Here is a 22,523-nt window from a genome sequence, read left to right as displayed (position 1 = left end):
CCCGATAGAACTCATCGACTCGCCCGCCTTCCAGCGATCCCAGATTTCAGCCCGCTGGGCCGCCGAGTAATAGATCCGCCGCCGCTGCTTCATCGCCCACGCTCCATCTCCGAAGAAAAGTTAGCGTGTTGCGTTCACCGGTTGAGCCCCCCACCCGTTGCGGGCGTTAGATGATTATGCCGAACCCTGTGAATGTCAGGATGATTGTCGCGAAGAACTGCCCGAACAGAGCAAGGAATAGCAGCGCCAAGGCTATGGCAACTATCCAGACCAGAACCCTTGTGAGGCGCGCTGACATTGCTCTTCTCTAGCACGATATCGCGCACCGGCCTCTCAAAGCTTGCTAGCCGGTGTCCGCTAACCGCCCCTAGTAGACGTTAAAGGCGTCCGCTTGCTGGCCTGGAACCGCACGCGACCCAAAGCGGACAATGAGAGGCGGGCATCGGCAGCCGACGGCTTCTTTGACCTGAGCCACGGGTGCGCGTTTTTGACGGGATCGTTGACTGAACATCGACCTAGGCTAGCGTGTCCGCCGAAGTATCGGTGGGGAGGCCCTTGATGAGTGCGTTCGAGTTCTTCTTCAGCCTATTCGGGCTGATCCTCGGCCTCGCAATTGCCGTCGTCATTGGCGGACTGAGCGATGTTCTGCGCGAACGCACGCGCATCAAGATCGGCTGGCTGACACCGATGCTGGCGGTATTCATCCTGATCGATCTGTCCAGCGTCTGGGTCAATGCCTGGAGCGGGCTAGCAGACATCGAGGTCGCCTACGGGCCGTTCGTCGCCGCCCTCGTCGTGGCCGGCGTCTACTATTTCGCGGCAGGGATGGTGTTTCCAAAGGTCGCCACCGACTGGGCGTCGCTGGACGAGTATTATATGGGCCACTACCGATGGGTGCTCGGCGGCGTCATGGCGGCGAACCTTGGTCTGATGCTGATCGAGACTGCGGCCACTCAGGCGTGGGCGGCACTACCGCTGCATTTCGTCGGATCGCCGGTCACAGCAGTGTGGTGGGCGACCTTGATCGGGCTCTGTTGCTTGCCTCGCCGACGGGCTCAGCTGATCGGACTGGGAGTCCTCCAGTTGATCTGGATTTACGTCCTTTTGACCTATTGGACCTCGCGATGAGCGAGGGGGCCGAGTGACTTCGGCAAGCTATTTCTCGCGCAAGGTTTCCAGGGGCGGGTCGATGTCCGCTTCCCGCCCCTAGCCGGCATTCGTGGGCACGATCTGGGCGTCGCCCCTCGCGGTCCCCCCCTCCCCACAGGTGGGGAGGAAAGCGCCGATGCACGTCATCCTCGGAGCGACGTGAAAGCGCCCGATCAGCCCGCCAGGGCCGCCCGCTTCTCTTCCAGTTCCAGCCATTCCAGTTCGGCGGACTCGAGGTCGGCGCGGGCCTTGTCGGCGGCCTTCATGGCGGCGTCGAAGGCCTTGGGGTCGCGGGTGTAGAGGCTCTGGTCGGCGAGGGTCGCGTCGTGCTTGGCGATCTGGCCGGGGAGGGCTTCCAGCAGGGCTTCCAGCTCCTTCAGGCGGTGGGCGTCCTTGAACGACAGCTTGCCGGGCTTTTTCATGGGGGCGACCGCTGCGGGCGCGGGATTGGCGGCGGCGCGGTCGGCGGCCTCCTTGTCCTGCGGGCGCGGATTGGCCCCGGGCCGGAGGAAGCCGGGGTTCTGGCGGATGAAGTCGGTCCAGCCGCCGGGGGTTTCGACGATGTCGCCGCGCCCGTTCATGGCGATGGTCGAGGTGGCCAGACGGTCGACGAAGTCGCGGTCGTGGCTGACCAGGATCAGGGTGCCGTCATAGGTCTCGAGCAGCTCTTCCAGCTTGTCCAGCGTGTCCATGTCGAGGTCGTTGGTCGGTTCGTCGAGGACCAGCATGTTGGCGGGCTTGGCCAGGGCGCGCGCCAGCAGCAGGCGGTTGCGCTCGCCGCCCGACAGGGTCGAGATCGGCTGGCGCAGCTGGGCCTCGGAGAAGAGGAAGTCCTTGGCGTAGGCGGCGACGTGCTTGGAGAAGCCGCGCACGATGATGCTGTCGCCGCCGCCCGGGGTCAGGGCGTCCCACAGGGTCATGTCCGACTTCAGCCCCTCGCGCGACTGATCCAGATAGACGGGTTCCAGATTGGAGCCGAGCTTGACCGTGCCCTCGTCGGGGGTCAGCTCGCCCAGCAGCACCTTGACCAGGGTGGTCTTGCCCGCGCCGTTGGGGCCGACGATGGCCAGCCGGTCGCCGCGGATGATGCGGGTGGTGAAGGGCTTGAAGATGGTGCGGTCGCCAAAGACCTTGGACACGCCCTTGAGGTCGGCGACCAGCTTGCCCGAGGTCACGCCGGAATCGACGCCGAGATAGAGCTCGCGCGGCTGATCCTTGGCCCGTTCGGCGTGCTCGGCGCGCAGGTTGTTCAGCGAGCGGGCGCGGCCTTCGTTGCGGCTGCGGCGGGCGGTGATGGAGGAGTAGAAGGTCGCGGTCTCGCGCTCGATGGTCTTGGACAGGCGGCGCAGGGACTCGGCCTCCTCCTCCATGACCTTGGTGGACCATTCGTCGAAGGCGTCGAAGCCCTTGTTCAGGGTGCGGACGCGGCGGTTTTCCAGCCAGTGGACGGTGTTGGTCACCTTGTTCAGGAAGGCGCGGTCGTGGCTGACGACGAGGACGGCGAAGCGGGCCTGGACCAGCTCGTTTTCCAGCAGTTCGATGGCCAGGATGTCGAGGTGGTTGGTCGGCTCGTCCAGCATCAGGACGTCGGGCTCTTCGGCGAAGGCCTTGGCCAGGGCCGCGCGACGGGTCTCGCCGCCCGACAGGCCGACGGCGGCCTTTTCCGGGTCGAGGCCGAAGGTGGTCAGCCAGCTTTCGGCGGTCCAGCGCTCGGCGCCGCCGGATGCGGCGTAGTCGAGCAGGGTCTCGCCTTTGACGTCCGGCTCTTGCGGCACATAGGCGAAGCGGGTGCCGGCCTGGACCGAGCGGTCGCCAGAGTCCTGCTCGATCAGGCCCATGACGACCTTCATCAGGGTCGACTTGCCGGCGCCGTTGCGCCCGACCAGGGCGGCGCGGCTGCGCGGTTCAACCGCCAGATCGACGCCGTCGAACAAGGGGCGTTGACCGTCCTGGAGGCGGACGTCCTTGAGGGCGACGAGAGGGGGACGTGCAGCCATGAAGACAATGCGACCGATAAATGCGGGAGGAGGGTCGCCCCTATAGACCGAAGGGGGCGTCGCAGGCCATCGCTTGATAACATACCATCTGGACGGTAAGTCTTGCGCATGGAAGCTCAGACACGCCGCCGCGCGCCGGAAACCACCCGCGCCGAGATCATCGACATGGCGATCGAGGTCGCCGCCGAACAGGGGGCGACGGGGCTGACGCTGGATGGGGTCGTGGCGCGGCTGTCGTTCAGCAAGGGCGCCTTGCTGCATCACTTCCCCAACAAGCAGGCCCTGTTGGAAGGGGTGATGGACCAGCTGGCGGCGTCGATGACGGCGCAGGTGCTGGAGGAGGCGGCGCGGGATCCCAATCCCTATGGCCGCAACGCGCGGGCCTATCTGCGGGCCACGGTCAACGAACCGGTGACGGAGCGCGACGTCAGCATCGGCCGGGCCGCCCTGGCCGCCTGCGCCATCGAACCGACGCTGATCGTGCGCTGGCGGGCGGCGATGCGGACCCTGGCGGTGGACGACCCCGTCGATCCGGCGGGTAAGGATGACGCCCTGATGCTGCGGTTGATCGCCGACGGGCTTTGGATAAGCGATCTGTTCGGCGTGCATGAGGTGTCGCCGGAGCAGCGCAAGGCCTTGCTGTCGCTGCTGACGCCGGGAACCCTGTTGACCGACGCTCAGGCGAGCGAAGGGTGAACCCGATCACCTGGGCGGCTCTTCTGGGCGCCATCGGCCTGGAAGTTCTGGGCACCACCCTGTTGCAGTCGTCGCAGCAGTTCACCCGACCCTGGCCGACGGCCGGGCTGGCGCTCTGTTACGGCCTGGCCTTCTACCTGCTGACCATTGCACTGAAGCAGATGCCGGTGGGGCTGGCCTACGCCATCTGGAGCGGGCTGGGGGTGGTGCTGATCTCGGTGATCGGCCTGTTTCTGTTCAAGCAGAAGCTGGACCTGCCGGCTGTCATCGGCCTGATCATGATTGTGGGCGGAGTGGTGGTGATCAACGTCTTCTCGAAGAGCGTGACGCACTGATCGGCCGCGACAGCGCCGCATAGGCGGCGTATAGGCCCCGCGCATGAAACCCTTCTGGGAAACCAAGCCGCTGACGGAGATGTCTCCGACCGAGTGGGAGAGCCTGTGCGACGGGTGCGGCCTGTGCTGCGTCATTCGCTTCGAGGACGAGAACACCGGCGAGATCGTGCCGACGCGGGTTCACTGCAAGCTGTTCGACCCGGACAAATGCACCTGCTCGGACTACGCCAACCGGCAGGAGCACGTGCCGGACTGCATCAAGCTGACGCCGGGCAAGATCGGCAACCTGCGCTGGCTGCCGCCGTCGTGCGGCTATCGCCGGGTGCACGAGGGGCGGGGACTGGCCTGGTGGCATCCGCTGGTCTCGGGCGATCCCGAGACGGTGCATAAGGCGGGGGTGTCGATCCGACGCCAGACCATTTCGGAAGCGGCGCTGGCGACGGAAGAAGACGCCCTGGATTTCGAAGCGCCCGAATGGATGCTGGAACGCGGGGCGAAATCGCCGAAAGCGCCGACTGATAACGATTGATTCGGCGGTCCTGATGAAAGGTGGGTCCAGGAGGACCTAATCTTTGTCATTCACCACCAAGAGCATCGAGGCGCTCGACAATCCGGCTGGCCCGTTCCACCGGCTGGTCGATCTGGCGGCGACGCTGTTCGACTGCCGGGCGGCGGTGGTGACCCTGTTGACCCCCACCGAAGCCGTGGTGCGGTCCAATGCGGGCCTGTGTTCCCAGCGGACCTCGTTCGACAATAGTCTGGCGCCCATGATGGCAGCGATGGGGCGTGGGGCGGTTCTCGTCATCACTGACGCCGCCAAGGATCCCCGCACCAAGGATCATCAGCTGGTTCGCGGACCGGCGCACCTGAGGTTCTACGCCGCCGCGACCCTGTGCGGACCGGACGGCGCGCCGATCGGGGCGCTGAGCGTCCTGCACGACTGCAGCCTGCCCCCGCCGAGCGACAAGCAACTGGATCAGCTGAAGATGCTGGCCGGCATGACCGAGGACGTCATCGCCGGCATCGAGGCGGCGCGTATCCGCGACGAGCGTCTGGAGACGCTGAGGCTGGTCGAGCAGATGTCGGGCGTCGGCCACTGGCGGCTGGAACGCAACACCGGCGTCGTCGAGTGGTCGGACGAGGTCTATCGCATTCACGGCGTCGACCGCGAGACGTTCGATCCCAACCTGCACAGCGCGCTGGACTTCTATGTCGAAGAGGATCGCCAGACGATGGCCGGTCTGATCCAACGCGGGATCGAGCACGGCGAAGGCTACCTGGCCAAGCTGCGGATCGTCCGGCCCGACGGTGAAGAGCGTCAGGTTCTGACCCACGCCGAGACCGAGGTCGACGAAACCGGCCAGGTCGTCGCCATGTTCGGCGTTTTCCAGGACGTGACCGAGCAGGAGCGTGTGCTGGCCCGGGCGCGGCGCGACGAGGGGCGCTATCGCCTGCTGGCCGAGAACGTCGGCGACGTCATCACCCGCGTGAAGATGGACGGGTCGAGCAAGTATATCTCGCCGGCGATCCAGCAGTTGCTGGGCTGGACCTTCGAGGAGATGACGGGCCAGTCGACGGACTATGTCCACCCCGAGGACCGGCATCTGGTGCTGGGCGCCATCGGACAGGCGGTGAAGACCGGCCGGCCGACCCGTCTGGAGCACCGCGCCGTGCACAAGAACGGCGCGACCGTCTGGGTCGAATGCACCTTCAAGGCGCTGAGGGACAAGCACGGCCATGTCGATGACGTGGTGGTGGTGATCCGCGACATGAGCCAGCGCAAGGCGCTGGAGGCCGAGGTCATCGAGGCCAAGGAGCGGGCCGAGAAGGCCGCCCAGGCCAAGAGCGAATTCCTGGCCAACATGAGCCACGAGCTGCGCACGCCGCTGACCAGCGTGATCGGTTTTTCGGGCCTGTTGCAGGGCTCCGAGGCGCTGCCGGACGAGGAGCGGGTCTATGTCGAGCGGATCGCCACGGCCAGCGAGGCCTTGCTGGGGGTGATCAACGACATCCTCGACTATTCCAAGCTGGAAGCGAACGCGATCGAGATGGATCCCGAGCCGTTCCAGGTCGCGGCCCTGGTCGACGGGGCGGCGGCCATCGTCGAGGGGCAGTGCGTCGGCAAGGGGTTGAGTCTCAAGGTGGTGGTCGACGCCGCCATGCCCGAGGTGCTGACCGGGGACTCGGGGCGGCTGCGTCAGGTGATGCTGAACTTCCTGTCCAACGCCGTGAAATTCACCGGCAAGGGCGGGGTGACGCTGCGGGTCGGCGGGCGGCCGGAAGGCGACGGGCGCTGGCGTTTGCGGGTGGCGGTGACGGACACCGGCATCGGCATTCCGGCCGAGAAGATCGACCAGTTGTTCGAACGCTTCACCCAGGCCGACGCCTCGACCACGCGGGTCTATGGCGGCACCGGACTGGGGCTGGCCATTTCGCGGCGGCTGATCGAGATCATGGGCGGCGAGATCGGCGTCGACAGCCGACCGGGCGAGGGGGCGACCTTCTGGTTCGAGACGCCCCTGGCCCAGGGCGGCGCAATCGGGCGGCTGGCCAGGGGCGACGAGGCGATGGCTGCGCCCGGGACCATGGCCGCAGGACACATCCTGATGGCCGACGACGCGCCGGGGAACCGCGAACTGGTCAGCGCCATCCTGCGTGGCCTGGGGCTGGAGATCGACACGGTCTGCGACGGGGCCGAGGCGGTCCACGCCATGCAGAACGGCGCCTACGACCTGGTGCTGATGGACGTGCACATGCCGGTCATGGACGGGCTGACGGCGACGCGGGAGATCCGGCGGATGCAGGCGGGTACGACGCGGCGTACGCCGATCCTGGCGCTGACGGCCAACGTCCAGGCGGACCAGGTGGCGCGCTGCCTCGACGCCGGCATGGACGGGCATCTGGCCAAGCCGATCCAGATTCCCGAGCTGGCCGGGGCGCTGGCCCACTGGCTGGCGGGCGGGGACGCGGTGGCGCTGGCGGGGTAGGCTTCCTTCTCCTCCCCATGGAATGGGGAGGTGGCGCGGGCGCGAAGCGTTCGTGACGGAGGGGCTGCTCCTCTTCAGGCTGGGGCGCAGGCCCCTCCACCGCTACGCGGTCCCCCTCCCCACGAGTGGGGAGGAAAGAGAAGCCATCCGGCCTTGGCTATCGCAGCTGTGCCTCGCAAACCCTGAAAATTCCCGGGATTGATCCGTTCTCGCAGGCGTTGGCCAGCCTGAGGACGCTGGTCCTCTATGGTTCAGGCATGGCGGGAAATAGGGATGAGGCGGAGGCGGGGTGGCTGGACGCGGTGTTCGACCAGTTGAAGGCCCTGACCGATCAGGCGATCGCGGTGGTGGCCGCCGCCGAGGCGCCGGCCGATATGGCCGAGGCCGAGAAGCGGGCGCGGGCCGTCGGCGTCCTGGCGCGAACGGCCAGGGCGGTGGCGGCGCTGAAAGCGAGCCCCGTCCGCAAGAGCCGGAACCCCGAAGAGGATGAAATGAGCGAAGACGATCGTGACATCAGCGACGCCGAACTGGCCGGGCTTCAGGCCGAATTTTACGCCCGCGTCGATCATCTGGTCGGAGTGGTCGAGCGCAAGTCGCTTACTGCGGGACTGGGCCGAGAGCCTGCCGCGAGAACACCGGGCGACGGCGTTGAGGGCGGCGCTGCCGAGGATCTGGCGCGGGCGCGGGGGGCTCGACCGGCGAAGTTCGAGCGGGTGGTGGTGGCGGTGGACCCGCCGGCCAGCGCGCACGGCGACGCCTGCGGCATCGTGGTGGCGGGGCGCAAGGACAAGGTCGGTTATGTGCTGGCGGACCGTTCGGCGCGGGGGTTATCGCCCGCCGGATGGGCGCAGCGCGCAGCCGAGACGGCGGCGGAGTTCGGCGCCGATCTGGTGCTGGCCGAGGCCAATCAGGGCGGGGAGATGGTGCGGACCCTGCTGGCCCAGGCGGACTGCGAGGTGCTGATCAAGCTGGTCCACGCCAGCCGATCCAAGAAGGCGCGGGCCGAGCCAGTGGCGGCGCTGTACGAGCAGGGACGGGTGGTCCACTGCGGCGCGTTTCCGGCGCTGGAAGAAGAGATGATGGCGCTGGGGAGCGAGGCGGCGGGGGCGAAGAGCCCCGACCGGGCGGACGCCCTGGTGTGGGCGCTGACGCATCTGCTGCTGGCGGGGAAGAGCCTGCCGAGGTTGCGGGCGCTCTAACTTCCTTCTCCCGGAAGGGGAGAAGGACAAACGAGAACGGAGAACCACATGGATTGGCGACGACCGTTCGGTCGGCGGCGCATGGCTGCGCCTGAGATCAAGGACAGTCGGGCGGGGCCGCTGATCGCCCTGACCGGCGTAGGCCGGGCGCGATGGACGCCGCGCGACTATGCCCATTTGGCCGAGGAGGGGTTCGCCAAGAACGCGGTGGCCTATCGCTGCGTGCGGATGATCGCGGAGGCGGCGGCCTCGACCCCCTTGATGGTCATGGTCGGCGGCGTGCGGACGACGGAGCATCCGCTGGCGCGGCTGCTGGCCAAGCCCAATCCCGAGCAGTCGGGCGGGGAGCTGATGGAGGCGGTCTATGGCGCGCTGCAGACGGCGGGGAACGCCTATGTCGAGGCGAGCGGAGACGCGGATGGGGACGGCGCGCCGGATGAACTATGGGCGTTGCGGCCGGACCGGGTGAAGGTGGTTCCGGGAAGCGCGGGCTGGCCCGAGGCCTATGAGTATGCGGTCGGCGGACAGGCGGTGCGGATTACGCGGCATGGCGACGGCTGGTCGCCGGTCATGCATCTGAAGCTGTTTCACCCGACGGACGATCACTACGGATTTTCACCGCTGGAGGCAGCGGCCTTCGCCATCGACGTGCACAACGCCTCGGGGGCCTGGAACAAGGCGCTGCTGGACAATGCGGCGCGGCCGTCGGGGGCGCTGGTCTATGGGGCCAAGGACGGCGAGCGGCTGACGGCGGATCAGTTCGAGGCGCTGAAATCGGAGCTAGGCGAGGCCCATGCGGGGGCGCGGAACGCCGGGCGGCCGCTGCTGCTGGAAGGCGGGCTGGACTGGAAGCCGATGAGCCTGACGCCGCACGACATGGACTTCATCGCCGGCAAACACGCGGCGGCGCGCGAGATCGCCCTGGCCTTCGGCGTGCCGCCGCAGCTGCTGGGGATTCCCGGCGACGCGACCTACGCCAACTATCGCGAGGCCAACGCGGCCTTCTGGCGCGGGACGGTGATCCCGCTGGTGAGGAAGGCGGCGGGGGCGATGACGGGCTGGCTGGGCGGGCGGTTTGCGGACTGCCGGATCGAGCCGGATCTGGACGCGGTTCCGGCCCTGCAGGTCGAGCGCGACGCGCTGTGGGCGCGGCTGAACGCGGCGAGCTTCCTGACGGACGAAGAGCGGCGACGGATGGCGGGGGTGGGGGATTAGTTTTCCTCCCTGTTTGCAGAGCGAATGGGAGGTGGCGCGCCGCGTCAGCGGCGTGACGGAGGGGGCGTCTCGACGGGAGAGGGCGGCGTCGCCCCCTCCACCGCTACGCGGTCCCCCTCCCCATGAAATGGGGAGGAAAGATGCCTGAGCTACGAAAAGTCCCCGTGGCCCTGATCGCGGCGCTGCTGGTGCAGAGCGTCGGCGGGCTGGTGTGGGCCGGCGGGGCGGCGGCGCGGATCGCGACGCTGGAGCAGCGGGTCGGCGAGCAGCGGCTGGTGGCGGAACGGCTGGCGCGCGTGGAAGCCCAGGGCGAGGCCGTGCGCGCGGCGGTCGAACGGATCGAGCGACGGCTGGAGGAGCGATGATGGCGACGAATTTGCCCTTCTCCCCTTGCGGGAGAAGGTGGCCCGAAGGGCCGGATGAGGGGTTTCGCGACCTTGAGTTCAAGGGGCGGTGCGACCCCTCACCCGACCGCGCGAGGACGACGGCTGCGCCGTCGTGCGCGGTCTCCCTCTCCCGCAAGGGGAGAGGGGACGTGACCATCGAAGGCTACGCCTCGCTGTGGGGCGTCGCCGACCTGAACGGGGACGTCGTAGCGAAGGGCGCCTTCGCCGACAGCCTGGCCAAGACGGGCGCGGGCGGGGTGCGGATGCTGCATCAGCACGAGAGCCGGGCCGTGGTCGGCGTCTGGGACGAGATGGTCGAGGACGAGCGGGGCTTGCGGGTGTGCGGGCGCATCCACGACTGGTCGGCCGAGGCCCGCTACGCCCAGGCCCTGACGCGGGCGGGGGCGCTGGACGGGCTGTCGATCGGGTTTCGCGCGGCCAGGGCGCGACGCGACGGGCGACTGCGGGTGCTGAGCGCGGTGGAGCTGTGGGAGGTGTCGCTGGTGACGTTTCCGATGCTGCCGGGGGCGCGGTTTCAGTTGTCGCGGTCGTAGTGTTCGCGGCCCTCGCGACGAAGGTCTTCGAGGGTCTGGCCGTCCGGCGGCGTGATGTAGGCTGTCGCCGGAGCCGCGTCGGGCGTACATCTGGCTGTGATGCTCTCCTCACTGCGGAGGAGGTTGAAGCCGTCCTGGTCGTTGCGGCGCAGCTTCCAGCTGCGAGAGCCGAGATCGCGGCGGAAATCGGTATGCAGAATGGCGAGGATCGTTAGCCGTCCACGACGAACGTCCCCGGCGTGAATGCGGCGAACATCCAGATCGAGGATCCAGGGCCAACTGATGACGATGCAGTCATCGCCGCAATTCGGAACTACGGTCGGTGTCTGCGAAACGATGTGGGCCGTGACCTCGGCGTCGTAGCAGTCCGTATCCTGGGCAATGGCGCTGCTCGTGCTCAATGCGGACGCCGCAGCGATGGCCGAAAGTAAGAGAAAAGATTGGACGATTCTGGTGATCACCTGGCTGGGCCTTTGAGGAGATCGGGACGGGCATTGCGATCTAGCGCCTCTTCGACGTGTCGAATTCGCTGATCCCCGCCCCCTCGACAGTCCACATTTTTTCGCCCGTCACGACATAGATCCGCAGCTGGTGGAGCAGAGACAGGAAGACGTGAATCTCGAGCGGCTGAGGGGCGACGACGACGTTGGTGACGATCGCGAGAACCTGGCCGCCTTGGCCGACCTGACGACGATTCCCGTCAAGGCAGCCCGTGGATAGCTGCTCGCGTTTGTCGACAGTGCGGCCGTCGGCGCTGACGTGGAAACGGTAGTGGCCGCCCATCGGCACCTTGTCAGCGTCTGTGGTCGAGGCCAGGAGCCAGACTAGCCAGCCGTCGCCGTCGGGATCGTCCAGCACCACGGTGTTGTAGAGGGCGGCGCAACGCAGGGCGCCGATGCCCGCAGCGGCGGTGTTGCGAGCGAAATAGCGCGCGGCCTGATCGTCCGGCAGGGCGATGTCAGAGCTTTCGACCACCGCGCCGGCGCGGCCGTTCTTGCCGACCCGGATGTCGTAGCCGGGGCGTGGTGCGGCGGGATCGCCGACAAGGAAGCGGACCAGTTGGTCCTCGCCGTTCGGGACGACGATCCAGCCGATCAGGCCCTCGGGCGGCTTGCCGCGGAAGCGGGCGAGCAGGGCGTCGGTGGCGCGCGCGGCGGCGCGATCTTGCATGAAGATGGCCGTGCCGATCGCGCTGGTCTGAGCCAGAGGCCAGGCCTCGACCTGGGGCGGACGCGAGTCTTCGGCCTGGGCGGGGGAGGCAAGGCCCAGCGACAGGGCGGCGAACAGGGACAACATCAGCGGCCGCATGGGCGATCCTTTAGGGAGCGTCCTGCGCGCGGCAGGGACAGGGCGCGACCGCACGACGGCCACGCCCAAGCGTAACCGCGAAACGCGGTTCTTCAAGCGGAGAGAGCATGAAAGAGACCAAGACCGCCTCGGGCAATCCCGAGGCGCGCGCCGCCATGCATGAGATGATGGCGGCGTTCGAGGCGTTCAAAGGGGCCAACGACGCCCGGCTGGACGAGATCGAGAAGAAGGCTTCGGCCGACGTGCTGCTGGAGGAGAAGGTGGCGCGCATCGACCAGGCGGTGGCGGGGGCTCAGGCGCGTCTGGATCGGGCGCTGAGCGAGGGGCGCAGGCCGATGTTGGGCGCTGAGCCGGCCGTCGTGGCGGCGGCGCCGGAGGCCAAGGCGGCCTGGGACGGCTATATGAAGTCGGGCGCTTCGCATGGTCTGGAGCTGAAGGCGGGGCTGTCGTCGGCGTCGAACTCGGCCGGCTATGTCGTGCCGCCGGAGACGGAGCGCGCGATTGAGCGGCGCCTGATGGCGGGCTCGCCGATGCGCGAGATCGCCACGGTGCGCACGGTCGGCTCGGGCGTGTTCAGGAAGCCGGTGTCGACGGCGGGCGTGGCGGCGGGCTGGGTGGCCGAGACGGCGGCGCGGCCGGAGACGGACCCGGCGACGCTGTCCTTGCTCGAGTTCTCTTCGGCGGATCTTTACGCCTGTCCGGCGGCGACGCAGAGCCTGCTGGACGACGCCCTGATCGATCTGGACGAATGGCTGGCGGCCGAGGTCGAGGACGCCTTTGCGGCGCAGGAGACGGCGGCCTTTGTCAGCGGCGACGGGGTGAACAAGCCCAAGGGCTTCCTGGCCTATGCGACGGCGAGCGAGGGCACGCAGACCTGGGGCCAGATCGGCACGGTGGCCTCGGGGGCGGCGGGCGCCTTCGCCTCGGCCAGTCCGGCGGACAAGCTGATCGACCTGATCTATGCGCCCAAGGCCCAGTATCGGCCGAACGGGCGTTTCGTGATGAACCGGCGCACGGTCTCGGCGGTGCGCAAGTTCAAGGACGCGGACGGGAACTACATCTGGTCGCCGGCGACGCGGCCGGGCGAAACGGCGTCGCTGCTGGGCTATCCGGTCACCGAGATCGAGACCATGCCGGATGTGGCGGCCAACAGTCTGTCGATCGCGTTCGGCGACTTTGCGCGCGGCTATCTGATCGTCGATCGGGCGGGGGTGCGGGTGCTGCGCGATCCCTATTCGGCCAAGCCGTATGTGCTGTTCTACACGACCAAGCGCGTGGGCGGCGGGGTGCAGAACTTCGACGCGATCAAGCTGATGAAGTTCGCGGCGAGCTGAGCGGACTGACCCCTCTCCCCTTGCGGGAGAGGGAGGGACCCGCCGCGTGAGCGGTGGGAGGGTGAGGGGTTTCGCAGGCGGCAAGACCCCTCATCCGACCCCCTTTGGGGGCCACCTTCTCCCGCAGGGGGAGAAGGAAGAGGGAAACAGGAGATTTGAAATGAGCGCACCCGTGACCCTCACGGAGGCGAAGCTGTTCCTGCGCGTCGAGCATGAGGCGGAGGACGGGCTGATCCAGACGCTGATCGGCGCGGCCAGGGCGCGGGTGGAGGGAGAGGTGGGGCTGAGCCTGACGTCGACTTCGCCCGCGCCGCTGCGGCTGGCGGTGCTGATGCTGGTGCTGCGGGCCTATGAGCGCGGCGAGAGCGAGATGTCGGTCGCGTCGGTCGAGGGGTGGATCGCGCCCTATCGCGTGGTGCGGCTGTGAAGATTGTCGCGAGGCTGGTGCGGCCGGTGGAGGCGGAGACGCCCTATGGCGGGCGGGTCGTCAGCTATGAGCCGGTCGGGTCGCTGTGGCTGAGCCTTGGCGCACGGCGACGGCGCGAACGGACGGAAGGCGGCGTGACGCGGGGCGTGGAGACGCTGAGCGCCACGGTGCGCGCTGATCCGCGACTGGCCGAGGGGCTGGTGGTGCGTTTCGGCGGGGCGGACTGGGCCGTCGTCGAGATCGAGGCGGATCCCAAGGCCGCGGGGCGGGTGCGATTGAACCTGGAGCGGGCGCGATGAGGGATCATGAGGGGGCGCTGATCAAGGCGTTGATCGCCTGGTTGAAGGGCGACGGGGCGCTGGCGGCGCTGCTGGGCGATCCGGCAAGGGTCTGGGACCAGCCGCCGGAGGAGGCGGCGTTTCCGCATCTGCTGATCGGCAAGGGCGAGAGCCGGGCGGTGAACGCGGACGGCGGCGGGGTCGAGCATCGGCTGACCCTGACCTGCGCCAGTCGGTTTGCTGGGCTGGAGGAGGCGCGGGCGGTCGCGGCGGCGGTGCGGGCGCGGGTCGCGGATGCGCCGGTCGAGGCGGACGGGGTGAAGGCGGTCAGTCTGGGCGTGACCTTTACCGATGTGTTCCGCAGCGCGGACTTGAAACGGGCCTGGGCGGTGATGCGGCTGCGGGCGGTGACGGAAGAGGTTTGACGAACGCTTTCCTCCCTGTCGCGGAGCGATGGGGAGGTGGCGCGTCGCGATAGCGACGTGACGGAGGGGGCGGCTCGACGTCTGACGGCGGCGTCGCCCCCTCCACCACTACGTAGTCCCCCTCCCCATCAGGGATGGGGAGGAAAGAGGAAAACATGACGGCGCAACGCGGCAAGGACATCTTGCTGAAGGTCGAGGGCGCGGCAGGCGTCTTCACCACGGTCGCGGGCCTGAGGGCGCGGACGATTTCGCTGAACGCCAGGACGGTGGACGCGACGGACGGCGACAGCGCCGGGCGGTGGCGCGAGCTGCTGGCGGGGGCCGGTGTGAAGTCGGCGGCGGTGTCGGGGCAGGGGATTTTCCGCGACGCGGCGTCCGACGCCCTGATCCGCGAGGCCTTCTTTGAACAGGCGGCCAGGACGTGGCGGCTGATCGTGCCGGACTTCGGCGTGCTGGAGGGGCCCTTCCTCGTGGCGGCGCTGGAATACGCCGGCGAGCACGAGGGCGAGGCGAGCTTTGCGATGAGCCTGGCCAGCGCGGGCGAGATCGGGTTCTCGGCGCTGTGATGACGAACGGCGTGCGGGGCGAGGCGGTGGCGGTGCTGGCGGGGGCGGAGCGGAGGCTGTGTCTGACGCTGGGGGCCCTGGCCGAGATCGAGACGGGGCTGGGCGTCGCCGGGATGGCGGCGCTGGCCGAGCGGATGCGGGCCTTGTCGGCGCGGGATCTGCTGGTGGTGCTGGCGGCCCTGCTGCGCGGCGGGGGCGAGGATGCGCTGGCGGATGGGCTGGCGGGCGCGGCCGTTGATCCGCGCGAGGCGGCGGAGGCGGTGGCGAAGGCGTTTGCGGCTGCGGCATGACGCCTTGGAGCGAGATGATGCAGGCGGCGGCGCGGATGGGCGTGGGGCCGGAGGGGTTCTGGCGGCTGTCGCTGAAGGAATGGCGGATGCTGACGGCGGGGCCGGTGCAGGCGGCGCCGCTGGGACGGGGCGAGCTGGAGCGGATGCAGGCGATGTGGCCGGATTGATGCGTGTTTTCCTCCCCATTTCATGGGGAGGTGGCGCGGGCGCGCAGCGTCCGTGACGGAGGGGGCGTCTCGACGGGAGAGGGCGGTGTCGCCCCCTCCACCGCTACGCGGTCCCCCTCCCCATGAAATGGGGAGGAAAGAAGATGACCGATAGTTTCAGGCCGGACGGGTTGGACGCTGTGCCGGTGAAGGCGGCCGAGGCGGCGGCGGCGCTGGAGGCCCTTAGGGAGCCGGCCGAGCGGGCGGCGGCGTCGATCGAGGACGCCTTTGGGCGAGCAGGCGAGAGCCTGACGCGGTCGCTGGCGCGGGCGGCGGCGGATGGAGAGGTGACGCTGGCCGAACTGGCGCGGGCGGTGCTGAACGCGGTCAATGCGGCGGCGGGATCGGGCCGAGGCGGCGGCCTGTCGGACGCCATTGCAGCGGCGATGAGCGGTTTCGCCGGGGCGCGGGCCGAAGGCGGGCCGGTGCTGGGCGGCGGGGCCTATCTGGTAGGCGAGCGCGGGCCGGAGGTGTTTCGACCGGGCAGCGCGGGCAGCATCGAGCCGATGGGCGGTGGTGCAGGTTTGACGGTCAATGTCAGCGTGGACGGCGGAGCGCAGGGCCTGTTGCGATCCGAAGCGCAGATCGCGCGGATGTTGGCGCGGGTCACGGCTCTGGGCGCGCGGCGGATGTAACCGCGCTCAAGCAGCGGAGCGCCGCGCGCTTCGCGATCGCGCAAGAAAAAAGGGCGCTCCGGAGAGCGCCCCTGATCCTATTCGCCCTTGGGATTGGGGCCGTATTGGTTGTCGCCGCGTTGGCTGTCGCCGATGCCGAGCCAGAGCCAGAAGCCGAGGCTGACAATGGCCGAGAGGAAGACGAGGGCGAAGGAGGTCCCGCCGGTGGCGAGAAGGGTTTCGGGATCCATGGACTGCATGGCGTTGGGGTCGAAGAGGACGGCGAGGCCGAAAGACGCGACCATCAGGCCGAGCGCGGCGTACCAGAGCGCCCAGGGGATGACGACCAGCCAGCCCGGCTTGCCCATGTCGTGGAAGCGTTTGAAGCCGACCGCCAGATGGCCGACCAGCAGGATCAGGCCGAGGAAGAAGCTGATCTTCGGAATGAAGCTGGAGACGATGCCGAGGCCGAACAGGATGGCCCAGCTGATCCAGAAATGCTGGCGGCGCATGCGGCCCTTGAACGAGAAGAAGGCGCTCTTGATGTCGTAGCCGCCGCCGGTGTCGCGGGCGACGTAGGACGAAGCGGCGGCCTGGCCGAAGGCGGCGGCGGGCGAGCTGGCCAGGACCATGATCTGGGTCGCCTCGACGCCCTCGGGTACGAAGTCGACGCGAGCGCCGGAACGGATGACGCCGCCCGCCTGAATGGCGGCGCGGGCGAAGCCGTAGCGGATGCTGTCGTCGCCGCTGATCAGGCCGGTGCCCGAGACGTCGTCATAGCTGAGAATTTCACCGCGCATTCGGAAGTCTCCTGATCTGAACGGCCCCCTGCCGCCTGGACGCGAGCATGACCGAGCGTTGGTTTCCAGACAACCCGAAGCGTGGCCTTGGGACCGGATATCCGCGAGCGGATCGCCGCTTGTTCCCAGAATGGCGCAGTTCAAGACATGAGCGAGGATGCATGGCCTTTCATGAGGTGCGCCTGCCCGCGCGGCTGGCGTTCGGATCGACCGGCGGGGTCGAGCGGCGGACGGAGATCACGACCCTGGGGTCGGGGTTCGAACGGCGCTCGACCCCTTGGGCCGAGGGACGCAGGCGCTATCTGATCGGGGCGGGGCTGCGGTCGCTGGACGACATGGCGGCGCTGACCGCCTTCTTCGAGGCGCGACGCGGGCGGCTGTACGGGTTCCGGTTCCGCGACTTCGCCGACTTCAAGAGCTGCGCGCCGGGAGAGGCAGTCGCCGCCACGGATCAGAGGATCGGGACGGGCGACGGGACGCGGCGGATGTTCAGGTTGTGCAAGGCCTATGGCGATCATGAGCGGCGGATCAGGAAGCCGGTCGAGGGCTCGGTTCGGGTGGCGGTGAACGGCGTCGAGACGGGCGCCTTCGTGCTGGATCACCTGACGGGGGAGGCGACGCTGGCGACGCCGCCGGCGCCGGGGGCGGTGGTGACGGCGGGGTTTGTCTTTGACACGCCGGTGCGGTTCGACGCCGACCGGATCGAGATGACGCTGGAGAGTTTTGGCGCCGGGCGGATGGTCGCCATGCCGCTGATCGAGGTGCGGGTTTAGGCATGCGCGACATACCGAACGAACTGGCCGCCCGCATCGAAAGCGGGGCGGCGATGCTGTGCCATGCCTGGGTGCTGAGGCGGAGCGACGGCGTGACCATGGGCTTCACCGATCATGATCGGGATCTGGCGGTCGAGGGCGTCGTCTGTCGCGCCGGCAGCGGCTGGACGGGGGGCGCCGGAGAGAGCGCGGTCGGGTTGGCGGCCGGGGGACTGTCGGCGTCGGGCGGGCTGGACGACGCGGCGATTACCGAGGGCGACATCGCGGCGGGCCTCTATGACGGGGCGCGGGTGGAGCTGTGGCGGGTGGACTGGGCGCGGTCGGACCTGAGGGTGCGGTTGTGGGCCGGGAGGCTGGCGCGGATCCGGCGCGAGAACGGGGCCTTCGTCGCCGATCTGGACGGGCCGATGGCGGCGCTGCAGCGGGTGGTGGGGCGGACCTATGGCCGGACCTGCGACGCCGTGCTGGGCGACGCACGCTGCGGGTTGAGCGTCGAGGCGGTCGCTGGAAGGCGCTGCGACAAGCGCTGGGCGACCTGCACAAGGCGGTTCGGCAACGGCGTCAACTTCCAGGGCTTTCCCGATATTCCGGGCGACGACTTCATCGCCGCGCGTCCGGCCACGGCGGGGCGGCACGACGGCGGGAGCCGACGATGAGGGCGGAGGTGGTGGCCGCCGCGCGCGGCTGGCTGGGGACGCCGTATCGGCATCAGGCCAGCGTGAAGGGCGAGGGCGCGGACTGTCTGGGTCTGGTGCGCGGGGTGTGGCGCGAGGTGGTGGGCGTGGAGCCGGAGGCGCCGCCGCCTTACCGCGCCGACTGGGCCGAGGTCGGTGGCGAGGAGACGCTGCTGCACGCTGCAAGGCGGCGCCTGGTCGAGGTGGCGCTGGAGAGGGCGCGGCCGGGGGACGTGCTGCTGTTCCGCATGAGCGCGGGCTGTCCGGTCAAACACTGCGCCATCCTGAGCGCGGATGACGGGCCCGAGTGGAAGATGATCCACGCCTATTGGGGGCGGTCGGTGGTCGAGAGCTGGATGGGGCCGTGGTGGCGGCGAAGACTGGTCGCGGCTTTCCGCTGGCCGGCGACGAAGGAGAACTGAATGGCGCAGGTGGTTCTGACTGCGATCGGCGGGTCGATCGGCGGGCCGATCGGCGCCTTTGTCGGCGCGACCATTGGGCGGGCCATCGACAACCGAGTGATCGCCAGCCTGTCGCCCACGCGGCAAGTCGGGCCGAGGTTGGAGGCGCTGAACCTGCAGTCCTCGGCGGACGGGGCGCCCATGGGCTGCGTCTTCGGCCGGGCGCGGGTTGTAGGGCAGGTGATCTGGGCCGCGCGGTTTCTAGAGAACAGGAACAGGCGGTCGGGCGGCAAGGGCGGGCAGAAGACGGTCGAGTACGACTATTCGCTGAGCTTCGCCGTGGCCCTGGGCGAGGGACCGATCGACGGGGTGGGCCGGGTCTGGGCCGACGGCCAGCCGCTGGACATGACCGGGGTGACGATGCGGGTGCATCGCGGGACGCAGGATCAGACGCCGGACCCGTTGATCGAGGCGGTCGAGGGGGCGGCGCCGGCGTTCCGGGGTGTGGCCTATGCGGTGTTCGAGGACCTGCCGCTGGGGCCCTTCGGTAATCGCGCGCCGCAGTTGGCGTTCGAGGTGTTCCGCCGCGCGCCGGGCGAGGGACGGCTGGAGGACCTGCTCGAAGGAGTCTGCCTGATCCCCGGCGCGGGGGAGTTCTGTCTGGCGACCGAGGCGGTGATGCGCCGCGAAGGACTGACGCGGACCACGCCCGAGAACGTGCATCACGCCGAGGGGCGGGCGGACCTCGCGGTATCGCTGGATCAGTTGATGGCCCAGGCGCCCAAGCTGAAGCGGGTCAGCCTGATCGTCGGCTGGTTCGGCGATGATGTGCAGGCGGGGATGTGCCGCATCCGGCCGGGGGTGGAGAACCGCGCCAAGACGACCGCGCCGCTGACGTGGAAGGTCGCGGGCCTGGGGCGGGCTGAGGCGCATCTGATTTCCGAAGTGGACGACGGCAAGGGCGGCAAGGGGCCGGCCTATGGCGGCACGCCGTCCGACGAGAGCGTGCGGCAGGCGATCCGGGCGCTGAAAGGCCGTGGGTTGGAGGTGACGCTCTATCCCTTCGTCTTCATGGATGCGGCTGGCTATCCGTGGCGTGGCCGTGTGGCGGGAACCGATGGAGCGGGGGCGACGGCCGAGGTCGCGGCCCTGTTCGGCGACGCCGACGGCTGGGGGCTGAGGCGGCTGGCGTTGCACTATGCGGCGATCGCGGCCGAGGAAGGGGCGGACGGCCTGCTGATCGGCTCGGAGATGCGGGGGCTGACCTGGACGCGCGACGCCGGGGGCGGCTTTCCGGCGGTGGCGCAGTTGCGGACGCTGGCGGCGGAGTGCCGGGCGGTGGTCGGGGCGGGGGTGAAGCTGTCCTACGCCGCCGACTGGTCGGAGTATTTCGGGCGGCAGGCGGGCGGGGAGGTGCGGTTTCATCTCGACCCGCTTTGGGCCGATCCCAACATCGATTACGTCGGCGTCGACTGGTATCCGCCGCTGGGCGACTGGCGCGAGGGGGAATGGCGCGACGGCGGCGGCGGTCTGGACGCCGAGGCGGGTTTCCGGGGACCGTCCGCGCCCGCCTATCTGGCTGAACAGGTGGCGGGCGGCGAGGGTTATGACTGGTATTACGCCTCCAGCGCCGACCGGGCGGCGCAGACGCGGACGCCCATTGCTGACACCGCTCACGGCGAGGACTGGGTCTTTCGGCCCAAGGACCTGAAGGGCTGGTGGTCGAACCCGCACCATGAGCGGGTCGCGGGCGTGCGCGCGCCGACGCCGACGGCCTGGGTTCCGAAGATGAAGCCGATCCGGCTGACCGAGTTCGGCTGTGCGGCGGTGGACCGGGGCGGCAATGCGCCGAACCTGTTTCAGGACCCCAAGAGTTCGGAAAACGCCCTGCCGCCCTTCTCGACGGGCGCGCGCGATGACCGGATGCAGCGGCGGGCGCTGGAGGCGGTGCTGAAGCATTTCGCCAAGGCCGAAAACAATCCGACGTCGCCGGTCTATGGCAGGCCGATGCTGGAGGGGGCGGACGCCTGGTGCTGGGACGCGCGGCCCTATCCGGCGTTTCCGGCGCTGGATGAGGTCTGGGCCGACGCCGGGGCCTGGCGCGCCGGCCACTGGCTGAACGGGCGGATGAGCGGCGAGGCGGTCGATCTGATCGCCGCCGTGCTGAGGCGCGGGGGGCTGGAGGAAGACGATTTCGCCATCGGCGCGCTGGACGGCGAAGCGGCGGGCTATGTCATCGACCGGCCGATGCGGACGCGCGACGCGCTGGAGCCGCTGCTGGCCGCGTTCGGGGCGACGGCGGCGGAGCGCGACGGGCGGGTGGCGGTGCGGGGCGACGAGGCGGCGGTGCTGACGCTGACGGGCGAGGCGCTGGCCCTGCCCGACGAGGGCGCGAGCCTGGCGGCGGAGCGGTCGCTGGAGCCGAGGCCGAACGTCGCGCGGGTGCGCTTCATCGACGAGACGGCGGACTATCAGACCGGATCGGTGGTGGCGCGGGCCGAGCAGGGCGGCGACGGCGGCGGGCTGGATGCGGACCTGCCGGTGGTGTGCGACGCCGAACTGGCGACGAGCGTGGCGCGGCGAGCGCTGGCGCTGGGCGATGCGGGAGAGCGGCTGACGGCGCGTCTGGGGCCGCTGGAGGCCCTGCGATTGGAGCCGGGCGACGGGGTGGCGGTCGAGGGGCGGGCGGGTGAATGGCGCGTGGCGCGGCTGGATTGGGACGAGCAGCCGACGGCGACGCTGGAGCCGGTGGTGCGGCTGACGCGAGCCGGAGCGGGCGGGGAGGCGACGCCCGACTGGCGTCCCGGCGAGCCGCCCACGATTACGGCTGCGCCCTTCCTGCGGCTGCTGGACCTGCCGCTGCTTCCGGGCGCGGAGGACGACGGACGACCGGTGGCCGTGGTCGCCGCCGAGCCGTGGCGGTCGATGACGCTGCATGGCGGGCAGGACGCGGCGACGCTGACGCCGCGCGCGACGGTGGCGCAGCCGGCGACGGTCGGGGTTCTGACCGAGCCGCTGACGCGCGGCGTACTGGGGCGCTGGGATGAGACGAACGCGATCACGGTGCGGATCGAAGGGGCGCCGCCGCAGAGCCTGTCGGGCGCGGCGGTGCTGGGCGGGGGCAACGCCCTGGCGGTCGAGACGGCGGCGGGCTGGGAGGTGGTGCAGTACCGGCGCGCGGACCTGGTTGCCGGCGAGGTCTGGCGGCTGACGGGCCTGTTGCGCGGGCAGCAGGGGACAGAGGCGGCGACGGCGGCGGGCGCGGCGGCAGGCGGGTTGGTCGTGGTGCTGGATCGGAACCTGCCGCGTGTGGAGATGAGCGCGGGCGAGCGAGGCTTGCCGCGCCTGTGGCGGGCGGGGCCGGCGGGCGCGCCGCCGGGCGGGGCGGGGTTCGCGGAGGTCGACTTTACCTGGACCGAGCGCTCGGCGCGGACTTGGCGGCCGGCGCATCTGCGGGCGGCGGTCGAGGGCGGCGGGCGGCGGCTGTCGTGGGTTCCGTGCGTGCGGATGGGCGGCGACCGCTGGGACCAGGAGCCCGTCGAGGTCGATCCGCGCCGGTTCCGGGTGCGCGTGCTGGACGGCGGGGTGGAGAAGCGCGTCTGGGAAGTCGAGGGGCTGGAGGCGGTCTATGCGGCGGCGCAGACGGCGGCGGATTTCCCCGGCGGCGTGAGCGAGGGCGCACGGGCGGCGGTGGCGCAGTGGGGCGAGGGTTATGGCTGGGGAGCGGAGGCGGTGACGAGGCTTTGAAGCCTGTCCTTCTCCCCTCCGGGGGAGAAGGTGGCTCGCGGAGCGGGACGGATGAGGGGGACATCGGCCCCACGTTCGTCGTCGCCGTCCAGCTTGCTGAACACGCCCCCTCATCCGAGCGCCTCGGCGCCCACCTTCTCCCCCGAGGGAGAAGGAAGCTTA

25 protein-coding genes and 1 pseudogene are annotated in these 22,523 nt (G+C 69.6%); 21 read left to right on the top strand and 5 right to left on the bottom strand.

Annotated features, from left to right (window positions below):
* Positions 1-558: 558 nt before the first annotated feature.
* A complete protein-coding gene (locus tag AB4Y68_RS11525) occupies positions 559-1,128 on the top strand; it encodes a hypothetical protein (protein WP_441455857.1) in 570 nt (189 codons plus the stop codon).
* Positions 1,129-1,322: 194 nt separating this feature from the next.
* Here the strand turns inward: AB4Y68_RS11525 and AB4Y68_RS11520 are convergent, their stop codons facing one another.
* Complete coding sequence (locus AB4Y68_RS11520) at positions 1,323-3,146, bottom strand: ABC-F family ATP-binding cassette domain-containing protein (protein ID WP_441455856.1); 1,824 nt, start codon at positions 3,144-3,146, stop codon at positions 1,323-1,325.
* 108 nt (positions 3,147-3,254) lie between these two features.
* Between AB4Y68_RS11520 and AB4Y68_RS11515 the strand changes: the two genes are divergently transcribed.
* The 6 genes from AB4Y68_RS11515 to AB4Y68_RS11490 all read left to right on the top strand — a co-directional run bounded on the left by AB4Y68_RS11515 (position 3,255) and on the right by AB4Y68_RS11490 (position 9,578).
* The gene (locus AB4Y68_RS11515; protein ID WP_441455854.1) at positions 3,255-3,842 is read left to right on the top strand and encodes a TetR/AcrR family transcriptional regulator; all 588 of its coding nucleotides are present in this window, start codon (positions 3,255-3,257) and stop codon (positions 3,840-3,842) included.
* Complete coding sequence (locus tag AB4Y68_RS11510) at positions 3,839-4,177, top strand: DMT family transporter (RefSeq protein WP_441455853.1); 339 nt, start codon at positions 3,839-3,841, stop codon at positions 4,175-4,177. Before AB4Y68_RS11515 ends, AB4Y68_RS11510 begins: the two co-directional genes overlap by 4 nt.
* A 43-nt stretch (positions 4,178-4,220) precedes the next feature.
* A complete protein-coding gene (locus AB4Y68_RS11505; RefSeq protein ID WP_441455852.1) occupies positions 4,221-4,706 on the top strand; it encodes a YcgN family cysteine cluster protein in 486 nt (161 codons plus the stop codon).
* 43 nt (positions 4,707-4,749) lie between these two features.
* On the top strand, positions 4,750-7,164 hold the full coding sequence (locus AB4Y68_RS11500; RefSeq protein WP_441455850.1) for an ATP-binding protein: 2,415 nt from the start codon (positions 4,750-4,752) through the stop codon (positions 7,162-7,164).
* Positions 7,165-7,421: 257 nt separating this feature from the next.
* Positions 7,422-8,363, top strand: a complete 942-nt coding sequence (locus AB4Y68_RS11495) for a phage terminase large subunit family protein (RefSeq protein ID WP_441455848.1) — start codon at positions 7,422-7,424, stop codon at positions 8,361-8,363.
* Between the two features lie 48 nt (positions 8,364-8,411).
* A complete protein-coding gene (locus tag AB4Y68_RS11490) occupies positions 8,412-9,578 on the top strand; it encodes a phage portal protein (RefSeq protein WP_441455847.1) in 1,167 nt (388 codons plus the stop codon).
* 25 nt (positions 9,579-9,603) lie between these two features.
* Here AB4Y68_RS11490 and AB4Y68_RS11485 read toward each other — a convergent pair.
* A pseudogene (locus AB4Y68_RS11485) lies at positions 9,604-9,700 on the bottom strand (hypothetical protein); the annotation flags it as partial.
* A gap of 18 nt (positions 9,701-9,718) precedes the next feature.
* Here AB4Y68_RS11485 and AB4Y68_RS11480 point away from each other — a divergent pair.
* Positions 9,719-9,943 (top strand): hypothetical protein, encoded by a 225-nt coding sequence (locus AB4Y68_RS11480; RefSeq protein ID WP_441455846.1) that lies wholly within the window; start codon positions 9,719-9,721, stop codon positions 9,941-9,943.
* Positions 9,944-10,113: 170 nt separating this feature from the next.
* On the top strand, positions 10,114-10,518 hold the full coding sequence (locus AB4Y68_RS11475; protein ID WP_441455844.1) for an HK97 family phage prohead protease: 405 nt from the start codon (positions 10,114-10,116) through the stop codon (positions 10,516-10,518).
* On the opposite strand, the gene AB4Y68_RS11470 is transcribed toward AB4Y68_RS11475, so the two are convergent.
* Together AB4Y68_RS11470 and AB4Y68_RS11465 are read right to left on the bottom strand one after the other, a co-directional pair.
* Positions 10,500-10,979 (bottom strand): hypothetical protein, encoded by a 480-nt coding sequence (locus AB4Y68_RS11470; RefSeq protein WP_441455843.1) that lies wholly within the window; start codon positions 10,977-10,979, stop codon positions 10,500-10,502. The genes AB4Y68_RS11475 and AB4Y68_RS11470 overlap by 19 nt on opposite strands.
* A 40-nt stretch (positions 10,980-11,019) precedes the next feature.
* Positions 11,020-11,826, bottom strand: a complete 807-nt coding sequence (locus tag AB4Y68_RS11465) for a hypothetical protein (protein WP_441455841.1) — start codon at positions 11,824-11,826, stop codon at positions 11,020-11,022.
* 107 nt (positions 11,827-11,933) lie between these two features.
* Here AB4Y68_RS11465 and AB4Y68_RS11460 point away from each other — a divergent pair, with 107 nt between their 5' ends.
* From AB4Y68_RS11460 to AB4Y68_RS11425, 8 genes are all read left to right on the top strand, one after another.
* Complete coding sequence (locus AB4Y68_RS11460; protein ID WP_441455840.1) at positions 11,934-13,160, top strand: phage major capsid protein; 1,227 nt, start codon at positions 11,934-11,936, stop codon at positions 13,158-13,160.
* Between the two features lie 160 nt (positions 13,161-13,320).
* A complete protein-coding gene (locus AB4Y68_RS11455) occupies positions 13,321-13,587 on the top strand; it encodes a head-tail connector protein (RefSeq protein WP_441455838.1) in 267 nt (88 codons plus the stop codon).
* Positions 13,584-13,886, top strand: coding sequence for a phage head completion protein (locus tag AB4Y68_RS11450; protein WP_441455837.1), 303 nt, complete (start codon positions 13,584-13,586; stop codon positions 13,884-13,886). Before AB4Y68_RS11455 ends, AB4Y68_RS11450 begins: the two co-directional genes overlap by 4 nt.
* Positions 13,883-14,290, top strand: coding sequence for a DUF3168 domain-containing protein (locus tag AB4Y68_RS11445; RefSeq protein ID WP_441455836.1), 408 nt, complete (start codon positions 13,883-13,885; stop codon positions 14,288-14,290). Before AB4Y68_RS11450 ends, AB4Y68_RS11445 begins: the two co-directional genes overlap by 4 nt.
* 155 nt (positions 14,291-14,445) lie before the next feature.
* Complete coding sequence (locus AB4Y68_RS11440) at positions 14,446-14,856, top strand: phage major tail protein, TP901-1 family (protein WP_441455834.1); 411 nt, start codon at positions 14,446-14,448, stop codon at positions 14,854-14,856.
* Positions 14,856-15,146, top strand: a complete 291-nt coding sequence (locus tag AB4Y68_RS11435; RefSeq protein WP_441455833.1) for a GTA-gp10 family protein — start codon at positions 14,856-14,858, stop codon at positions 15,144-15,146. The genes AB4Y68_RS11440 and AB4Y68_RS11435 overlap by 1 nt, the downstream gene beginning before the upstream one ends.
* Positions 15,143-15,313 (top strand): phage tail assembly chaperone, encoded by a 171-nt coding sequence (locus AB4Y68_RS11430; protein WP_441455832.1) that lies wholly within the window; start codon positions 15,143-15,145, stop codon positions 15,311-15,313. The genes AB4Y68_RS11435 and AB4Y68_RS11430 overlap by 4 nt, the downstream gene beginning before the upstream one ends.
* A 143-nt stretch (positions 15,314-15,456) precedes the next feature.
* Complete coding sequence (locus AB4Y68_RS11425; RefSeq protein WP_441455830.1) at positions 15,457-15,987, top strand: phage tail tape measure protein; 531 nt, start codon at positions 15,457-15,459, stop codon at positions 15,985-15,987.
* A 77-nt stretch (positions 15,988-16,064) separates the two neighbouring features.
* Here the strand turns inward: AB4Y68_RS11425 and AB4Y68_RS11420 are convergent, their stop codons facing one another.
* Positions 16,065-16,766 (bottom strand): DUF805 domain-containing protein, encoded by a 702-nt coding sequence (locus AB4Y68_RS11420; protein WP_441455828.1) that lies wholly within the window; start codon positions 16,764-16,766, stop codon positions 16,065-16,067.
* A 161-nt stretch (positions 16,767-16,927) separates the two neighbouring features.
* Between AB4Y68_RS11420 and AB4Y68_RS11415 the strand changes: the two genes are divergently transcribed.
* Genes AB4Y68_RS11415 through AB4Y68_RS11400 form a run of 4 tightly spaced genes read left to right on the top strand, consistent with a single transcriptional unit; the run spans position 16,928 to position 22,361 of the window.
* Positions 16,928-17,539 carry a phage distal tail protein, Rcc01695 family gene (locus tag AB4Y68_RS11415; RefSeq protein ID WP_441455826.1) on the top strand — a complete coding sequence of 204 codons (612 nt, stop codon included), beginning with the start codon at positions 16,928-16,930 and terminating at the stop codon, positions 17,537-17,539.
* A gap of 2 nt (positions 17,540-17,541) precedes the next feature.
* Positions 17,542-18,195, top strand: coding sequence for a DUF2163 domain-containing protein (locus AB4Y68_RS11410; RefSeq protein ID WP_441455825.1), 654 nt, complete (start codon positions 17,542-17,544; stop codon positions 18,193-18,195).
* The gene (locus tag AB4Y68_RS11405; RefSeq protein ID WP_441455823.1) at positions 18,192-18,635 is read left to right on the top strand and encodes an NlpC/P60 family protein; all 444 of its coding nucleotides are present in this window, start codon (positions 18,192-18,194) and stop codon (positions 18,633-18,635) included. Before AB4Y68_RS11410 ends, AB4Y68_RS11405 begins: the two co-directional genes overlap by 4 nt.
* Positions 18,636-22,361 (top strand): baseplate multidomain protein megatron, encoded by a 3,726-nt coding sequence (locus AB4Y68_RS11400; protein ID WP_441455822.1) that lies wholly within the window; start codon positions 18,636-18,638, stop codon positions 22,359-22,361.
* The last annotated feature ends 162 nt before the right edge of the window (positions 22,362-22,523 follow it).

It is taken from the genome of Brevundimonas sp. 2YAF1, assembly GCF_052114745.1.
GTDB lineage: Bacteria > Pseudomonadota > Alphaproteobacteria > Caulobacterales > Caulobacteraceae > Brevundimonas.
The sequence above is the reverse complement of the archived record's forward strand: the minus strand, read 5'-3'. Positions and strand labels throughout refer to the sequence as shown.

Coding starts and splice junctions, on each gene's coding strand:
- AB4Y68_RS11525 (WP_441455857.1), top strand. CDS start 559: ATGAGTGCGTTCGAGTTCTTCTTCAGCCTATTCGGGCTGATCCTCGGC.
- AB4Y68_RS11520 (WP_441455856.1), bottom strand. CDS start 3,146: ATGGCTGCACGTCCCCCTCTCGTCGCCCTCAAGGACGTCCGCCTCCAG.
- AB4Y68_RS11515 (WP_441455854.1), top strand. CDS start 3,255: ATGGAAGCTCAGACACGCCGCCGCGCGCCGGAAACCACCCGCGCCGAG.
- AB4Y68_RS11505 (WP_441455852.1), top strand. CDS start 4,221: ATGAAACCCTTCTGGGAAACCAAGCCGCTGACGGAGATGTCTCCGACC.
- AB4Y68_RS11495 (WP_441455848.1), top strand. CDS start 7,422: ATGGCGGGAAATAGGGATGAGGCGGAGGCGGGGTGGCTGGACGCGGTG.
- AB4Y68_RS11490 (WP_441455847.1), top strand. CDS start 8,412: ATGGATTGGCGACGACCGTTCGGTCGGCGGCGCATGGCTGCGCCTGAG.
- AB4Y68_RS11480 (WP_441455846.1), top strand. CDS start 9,719: ATGCCTGAGCTACGAAAAGTCCCCGTGGCCCTGATCGCGGCGCTGCTG.
- AB4Y68_RS11465 (WP_441455841.1), bottom strand. CDS start 11,826: ATGCGGCCGCTGATGTTGTCCCTGTTCGCCGCCCTGTCGCTGGGCCTT.
- AB4Y68_RS11460 (WP_441455840.1), top strand. CDS start 11,934: ATGAAAGAGACCAAGACCGCCTCGGGCAATCCCGAGGCGCGCGCCGCC.
- AB4Y68_RS11455 (WP_441455838.1), top strand. CDS start 13,321: ATGAGCGCACCCGTGACCCTCACGGAGGCGAAGCTGTTCCTGCGCGTC.
- AB4Y68_RS11445 (WP_441455836.1), top strand. CDS start 13,883: ATGAGGGATCATGAGGGGGCGCTGATCAAGGCGTTGATCGCCTGGTTG.
- AB4Y68_RS11440 (WP_441455834.1), top strand. CDS start 14,446: ATGACGGCGCAACGCGGCAAGGACATCTTGCTGAAGGTCGAGGGCGCG.
- AB4Y68_RS11435 (WP_441455833.1), top strand. CDS start 14,856: ATGACGAACGGCGTGCGGGGCGAGGCGGTGGCGGTGCTGGCGGGGGCG.
- AB4Y68_RS11430 (WP_441455832.1), top strand. CDS start 15,143: ATGACGCCTTGGAGCGAGATGATGCAGGCGGCGGCGCGGATGGGCGTG.
- AB4Y68_RS11425 (WP_441455830.1), top strand. CDS start 15,457: ATGACCGATAGTTTCAGGCCGGACGGGTTGGACGCTGTGCCGGTGAAG.
- AB4Y68_RS11420 (WP_441455828.1), bottom strand. CDS start 16,766: ATGCGCGGTGAAATTCTCAGCTATGACGACGTCTCGGGCACCGGCCTG.
- AB4Y68_RS11415 (WP_441455826.1), top strand. CDS start 16,928: ATGGCCTTTCATGAGGTGCGCCTGCCCGCGCGGCTGGCGTTCGGATCG.
- AB4Y68_RS11410 (WP_441455825.1), top strand. CDS start 17,542: ATGCGCGACATACCGAACGAACTGGCCGCCCGCATCGAAAGCGGGGCG.
- AB4Y68_RS11405 (WP_441455823.1), top strand. CDS start 18,192: ATGAGGGCGGAGGTGGTGGCCGCCGCGCGCGGCTGGCTGGGGACGCCG.
- AB4Y68_RS11400 (WP_441455822.1), top strand. CDS start 18,636: ATGGCGCAGGTGGTTCTGACTGCGATCGGCGGGTCGATCGGCGGGCCG.